This is a genomic window from Paraburkholderia sp. Ac-20347 (assembly GCF_017104805.1).
Taxonomy (GTDB): domain Bacteria; phylum Pseudomonadota; class Gammaproteobacteria; order Burkholderiales; family Burkholderiaceae; genus Paraburkholderia; species Paraburkholderia tropica.
Map to the genome: position 1 here is coordinate 1 of NZ_JAAGPN010000379.1, position 5937 is coordinate 5937.

At 65.8% G+C, this 5937-nt stretch carries 7 protein-coding genes and 1 tRNA gene; 1 reads left to right on the plus strand and 7 read right to left on the minus strand.

Going from position 1 to position 5937, the window contains the following annotated elements:
- The first annotated feature begins 114 nt into the window (after positions 1-114).
- Entirely contained in the window at positions 115-1281 is a 1167-nt protein-coding gene (gene rodA / locus G3N97_RS35680) for a rod shape-determining protein RodA (protein WP_065061839.1), read from the plus strand.
- A gap of 96 nt (positions 1282-1377) precedes the next feature.
- On the opposite strand, the gene G3N97_RS35685 is transcribed toward rodA, so the two are convergent.
- The 7 genes from G3N97_RS35685 to G3N97_RS35715 all read right to left on the minus strand — a co-directional run.
- The gene (locus tag G3N97_RS35685) at positions 1378-2130 is read right to left on the minus strand and encodes a tetratricopeptide repeat protein (protein WP_205997531.1); all 753 of its coding nucleotides are present in this window, start codon (positions 2128-2130) and stop codon (positions 1378-1380) included.
- A gap of 41 nt (positions 2131-2171) precedes the next feature.
- Complete coding sequence (locus G3N97_RS35690) at positions 2172-2954, minus strand: aldolase/citrate lyase family protein (RefSeq protein WP_205997528.1); 783 nt, start codon at positions 2952-2954, stop codon at positions 2172-2174.
- A gap of 216 nt (positions 2955-3170) precedes the next feature.
- Positions 3171-3614: a 6-carboxytetrahydropterin synthase QueD gene (gene queD, locus G3N97_RS35695; RefSeq protein ID WP_110325590.1), complete on the minus strand. Its 444-nt coding sequence runs from the start codon at positions 3612-3614 to the stop codon at positions 3171-3173.
- 21 nt (positions 3615-3635) lie between these two features.
- On the minus strand, positions 3636-4268 hold the full coding sequence (gene queE / locus G3N97_RS35700; protein WP_205997529.1) for a 7-carboxy-7-deazaguanine synthase: 633 nt from the start codon (positions 4266-4268) through the stop codon (positions 3636-3638).
- Between the two features lie 185 nt (positions 4269-4453).
- Positions 4454-5188 carry a 7-cyano-7-deazaguanine synthase QueC gene (queC, locus tag G3N97_RS35705; RefSeq protein ID WP_205997530.1) on the minus strand — a complete coding sequence of 245 codons (735 nt, stop codon included), beginning with the start codon at positions 5186-5188 and terminating at the stop codon, positions 4454-4456.
- A gap of 285 nt (positions 5189-5473) precedes the next feature.
- Positions 5474-5549 (minus strand) — tRNA-Phe (locus G3N97_RS35710).
- 103 nt (positions 5550-5652) lie between these two features.
- Positions 5653-5937, minus strand: a 285-nt coding sequence (locus tag G3N97_RS35715; protein ID WP_277397868.1) for a helix-turn-helix domain-containing protein, incomplete at its 5' end; no start/stop codon positions are given.

Here is a 5937-nt window from a genome sequence, read left to right on the forward strand (position 1 = left end):
CATTTCGGCCCCGGCCCGCATCGTCCGCGCCGCCCCGCGAGCGCGTCCGGCAACGCCACGCTCGCGCCGCCGCCCAAGGCCGCGACCGGCAACGCCGACGAGTAAGGACACACCATGCCTCTCCTCCAGTTCGACAAGATCGACAAGCGCGCCGTGCTCGACACGTTGCGCAAGATGTTCCTGGGCTTCGATCGCCCGCTCGCGCTCACGGTGTTCCTGCTGCTGTGCGTGGGCATCGTCACGCTTTACAGCGCGAGCCTCGACGTGCCGGGCCGCGTCGAAGACCAGCTGCGCAACATCATGCTGACCTTCGTGCTGATGTGGGTGCTCGCCAACGTGCCGCCCAATACGCTGATGCGCTTCGCGGTGCCGATCTACACCTTCGGCATCGCGTTACTGATAGCGGTCGCGCTCTTCGGGCTCACCCGCAAGGGCGCAAAACGCTGGATCAACGTGGGCGTGGTCATCCAGCCGTCGGAAATTCTCAAGATCGCCACGCCGCTGATGCTCGCGTGGTACTACCAGCGCCGCGAGGGCGTCACGCGCTGGTACGACTTCGTGGTGGGTTTCGCGATTCTGCTCGTGCCGGTCGCCCTGATCGCCAAGCAGCCCGACCTCGGCACCGCCGTGCTGGTGTTCGCCTCGGGCGTGTTCGTGATTTATTTCGCGGGGCTCTCGTTCAAGCTGATCGTGCCGGTGCTGATCGCGGGCGTGATCGCCGTGGCCTCGATCGCGGCGTTCCAGGACAAGATCTGCCAGCCGCAGGTCAACTGGCCGCTCATGCACGACTATCAGAAACACCGCATCTGCACGCTGCTGGATCCAACCTCCGACCCGCTCGGCAAGGGCTTTCACACGATTCAGGCGGTGATCGCGATCGGCTCCGGCGGGCCGCTCGGCAAGGGCTGGCTCAAGGGCACGCAGTCGCATCTGGAGTTCATCCCCGAAAAGCACACCGACTTCATCTTCGCGGTGTTCTCGGAGGAATTCGGCATGGCGGGCGGCATCGTGCTGCTCACGCTCTACATGTGTCTGATCGCGCGCGGGCTCTATATCGCGGCCAACGGCGCGACCTTGTTCGGGCGATTACTGGCCGGTTCGCTGACGATGGCGTTCTTCACCTACGCGTTCGTCAACATCGGCATGGTGAGCGGGATCCTGCCCGTGGTGGGCGTGCCGTTGCCGTTCATGAGCTACGGCGGCACCGCGCTGACGACGCTCGGCATCGCCATCGGGCTGATCATGAGTGTGGGACGCCAGAAGCGGCTGATGCAAAGCTGACGGGCGTCGCGCCAAGACACATAAAACAAAACGCGCCGGTTTTCACCGGCGCGTTTTTCATTTCTGCACGCGTTCTAGCGTGGATTCACCGCGAACTCACTGCGGCTGCGCGGGCGCGGATTTCATCAATTGCGCGCTCAACTGCTGAAACTTGAGGCGCGCCACCGGATCGCCCTGGGCCGCCGCCGCCGCGTAATACGCGCGCGCGACGTTGAGGTTCTTCGGCACGCCGTCGCCGCCGCGCTCGTAGAACGAGCCGGTCACGTATTGCGCGGTCATGTCGCCGCCTTCGGCCGCTTTCTTGTACCAGTAGAACGCCTGCTTGTTGTCGCGCGCGGTGCCGCGTCCGTCGAGGAACTGATTCGCGAGCGCGAGTTCGGCCTGCACGTGGCCCTGCTTCGCGGCCTTCATAAACCACTGATGCGCTTGCGCCGGATCGCGCCCGACGAAGTCGCCGTCGTCGTACATTTTTCCGTACACGTATTGCGCGTGGGACATGTTCGCGTCGGCGGCCTTGCGCAGCCACTTGCGGCCTTCGGCGACGTCGGCGGCGCCGCCCTCGCCGTTCACGAGCATCATCGCGTAGTTGAATTCGGCGAGCCGGTTGCCGCGCGCCGCCGCTGCCTCGAACTCCTTGCGCGCGGCCGCGAGATTGCCCGCGTTGTAGTCGGCGACGGCGTTGGCCGTCTGCGGATCGTCCTCGGCATTCGACGCGGCGGCGCTCGATGCGGCGACCGTCGTTGCAGGTTGGGTTGCCGGCTTCGCGCCGTTATCGGCTGCGTAAGCTGCGTTGGCCGTTAATGCGACTACGGCGACTGCGGCAACCACCGCCGCCACAATCGACGCCATCGTCACGCGCCCAACCTGCGCGCTCCACTCTTGCGGATGCCTCATGACCGCGCCTCCTGCAGCGCCTGGCGCGTGGCGCGCACGAGCCAGATCACGTCGGCGGCCAGCGCGATGAACGAGAAGCCCATCTCGCGATATTGCTTCGCCTGGGTCGCATCCATCGCGAAGATGCCCGCGGCCACGCCCGCGGCGCGCGCGGCGGCGACGATGCGCGTCATCGCGGCCTGGACCTCCGGATGCTTCGAATCGCCGAGATGACCGAGACTCGCGGCGAGATCCGCAGGCCCGACGAACAGGCAATCGACGCCCGGCACCGCCGCGATCTGCTCGACTTCGGCGAGCGCCGCCGCCGACTCGATCTGCACGAGCGTGGCGATCTGCGCATTCGCGCCGTGCAGATAGTCGCGCCGCATGCCGTAGGCCGCCGCGCGCACCACGCCCGCGACGCCGCGCTGGCCGTCAGGCGACTGCGCATCGGGATAGCGCGTGGTGCTCACCGCGCGCGCCGCTTCGGCCGCCGAGGCGATATTCGGGAACATGACCGTGCGTGCGCCTGCGTCGAGCACGTGCTTGACGAGCCACGGCTCGTTGGCCGCCACGCGCACCACGGGCTCGGTCGGCAGATGCGCCGCCGCGATCGCACGCAGTTGCGCGATGGTGTCGCCGCTGTCGTTGGGCGTGTGCTCCATGTCGATCAGCAGCCAGTCGAAACCGGCGTGCGCGAGCGCTTCGGCGGCCGTTTCGCTGCCCATCGACAGCCATAGCCCGAACAGCGGCTCGGCGTCCTTGAGGCGTTCCTTGAGGGGATTGGTGAAGGTGCTCATCGCCGTGCTCCCGGCGAGCGTGCGCGATGCGCGTCACGCGCGGGCCGCGTGGCCCGGCGGTGCGGCAGCCGGCAAGTCTCGCTCCGTTGTGTTGTCGGGCCGCGCGAGCTGCGCAGGCCTTGCCGGAGCGATCATACCGCGACAAAAGTTTGCAGGGACGGACGGAAAACCCGTCTTGCGCGGCGCGCGACGGCGCCAGCGGAGATCAGCGGGAGATCAGTCGCGAACGACTTCGGCCCAGCAGTTCGGCGTTTCGTACAGGCGCACCTTGTGCAGCTGCAGGTTCACGCCGTAATGCGCGTCGTACACGTTGGCGAGGATCTCGAACGCGATGGCCGCGAGATTTTCCACGGTCGGAATGCGGTCGATCACGACCGTCTTGTGGCCCGGCAGCGTTTCGAGGAAACCGCGCACCTGCGTGTCGCCTTCGAAGACGAGGAACGCGTGGTCCCACAGATCGACGAGATGCTGGTTCGCGAGCGACTTCACGTCGGCGAAATCCATCACCATGCCGCGATCGGGCGCGCCTTCCGTCTCGACGGTATCGCCCTGCAGGGTGATTTCGAGCACGTAGCGATGGCCGTGCAGGTTACGGCACTGGCTGCGGTGGTCGGGGATGCGGTGACCCGCGTCGAATTCGAGTTTTCGGGTGATCGTCAGCACGGCGCTTCCGGGGCAAATTCAGGGAATGTTCAGGTACTTGTGCGTCTGCATCGAGAGGCGCCATTGCGGATGACGCTTGCACCAGTCGATGGCGAGCTTCGTGTTCAGGTCGCGCGACGGACCATCCATCGGCTGAACGAGAAAATACTCGAAATCGAGCTTCGCGTAGTCGGCCAGACGCTGGTTGTCCTGCGGCACCACGACCTTGAGCTCGTTGCCTTTGGTGACCACGAGCGGCGCGTCGGCCTTCGGGCTCACGCAGATCCAGTCGATGGTGTCGAGCACCGGCAGCGAGCCGTTGGTTTCGATGGCGATCTCGAAGCCCGCCGCGTGCAGTGCATCGACGAAAGGCTGGTCGATCTGCAGCATGGGTTCGCCGCCCGTGCAGACCACAAAGCGGTGTTTCTCGCCTTCGGGCCACAGCGACGCGATCTTCGCGACCAGCTCTTCGGGCGTGCGGAACTTGCCGCCGTTCTCACCGTCGGTGCCGACGAAGTCGGTGTCGCAGAAACGGCATTGCGCCGACTCGCGATCTTCCTCGCGGCCCGACCACAGATTGCAGCCGGCGAACCGGCAGAACACGGCCGGACGCCCGGCGTTCGCGCCTTCGCCCTGCAACGTGTAGAAAATTTCCTTTACCGCGTAAGTCATGCTGCTGCCTGATATCGACTCGGGGCTCGTGGGGAGCCGTCATGATGGCGGGCGCTTGTTGAGCTTTTCAGCTCGCTCGTCGCGTCGCGAAGTGCGCCGCCCGTGCGCCGCTTCGCTCTTGCCGCGTTCCTAACGCCGCGCAGTCCTGAGAAGACTGCCTGCGCGGCTGTGCGCCCGTCGTCGGATCAGACCGGCGCTTCCGTTACTTTCTCGCCCGCGAGGTACGCTTCGTAGCCGCGCTTGCGCAGCTTGCACGCCGGGCATTCGCCGCAGCCGAAGCCCCACGCGTGCAGCTCGGCGCGCTCGCCGACGTAACACGTATGCGTTTCCACGCGCACCAGCTCGACGAGCGCTTCGCCGCCGAGCGTTTCAGCCAGACGCCACGTGTCGGCCTTGTCGAGCCACATCAGCGGCGTTTCCAGCACGAAGCGGCTGTCCATGCCGAGATTGAGCGCGACTTGCAGCGCCTTCATGGTGTCGTCGCGGCAGTCCGGATAGCCCGAAAAATCGGTCTCGCACATGCCGCCGACCAGCACCTTGAGCCCGCGCCGATACGCGATGGCCGCGGCGATCTGCATGAACATCAGGTTGCGGCCCGGCACGAAGGTGTTCGGCAGGCCGTTCGCGGCCGTTTCGATCTCGATTTCGCGCGTCATGGCGGTGTCGCTGATCGAACCGAGCACGGAGAGGTCGATCGTGTGATCGTCGCCGAGGCGCTGGCCCCACTCGGGGAACCGGCTCGCGACAGCGGCGCGAAAGCCCTCACGGCATTCCAGTTCGACGCGATGACGCTGGCCGTAATCGAAGCCGAGCGTCTCGACGGTATCGTAGCGGTCGAGCGCCCAGGCGAGGCACGTTGCCGAGTCCTGGCCGCCGGAAAACAGCACGAGCGCGCCGTTCCTGGTTTCTGTTCGAGTCACCGTGAAACTCCGTGTATGAGGTTCCGCGCGGTCGCAAGCTGTCGAAACCCGCCGGGCGGACCGGCTCGATCCGGCGCCGGCCCATGCAGTATAGGGCGCGCCCTCCCGGGGGGTATCGGCGCCACTTTATACCGCTAATTAGCCCTGATCGCGCGCTGGCGTCTGCCAGAGCCCCATATTGCGCACATCACGCGATGGCAATCACTATGGCACTCACGCCGGGCGATCGGCGCCCTCCAACGAAAAAGCCCCAGGAATCGTACGATCTCCTGGGGCTCTGCATTCTGGTGGCCTGGGTCGGAATCGAACCAACGACACGCGGATTTTCAATCCGCTGCTCTACCAACTGAGCTACCGGGCCAACGAAGAAGGGAAAGTATAGAGAGCTATACCGACCTTTGCAAGCCTTTTCTCAAAAGATTCTGAAAAAGGGCCGGCAAAAAGCACAACGTCGCCCGCTCGCGTCATTCGCCCTTGCTCTTGCCGAGGTCGACGCCGAGCTGCTTGAGCTTGCGATACAGGTGCGTGCGCTCGAGGCCGGTCTTCTCGGCCACGCGCGTCATGCTGCCGTTCTCGCGCGCGAGGTGGTACTCGAAGTACGCGCGCTCGAACGCGTCGCGCGCGTCGCGCAACGGAATGTCGAACGAGATCGAGGCCGTCTGCGCCACGCTGACGCCCGGCGCGCCGTCCGCGCCCAGCACCGGCAACGCGGCCGCCGACGCCACCACGGCCGGACCGCCCGCCACCGG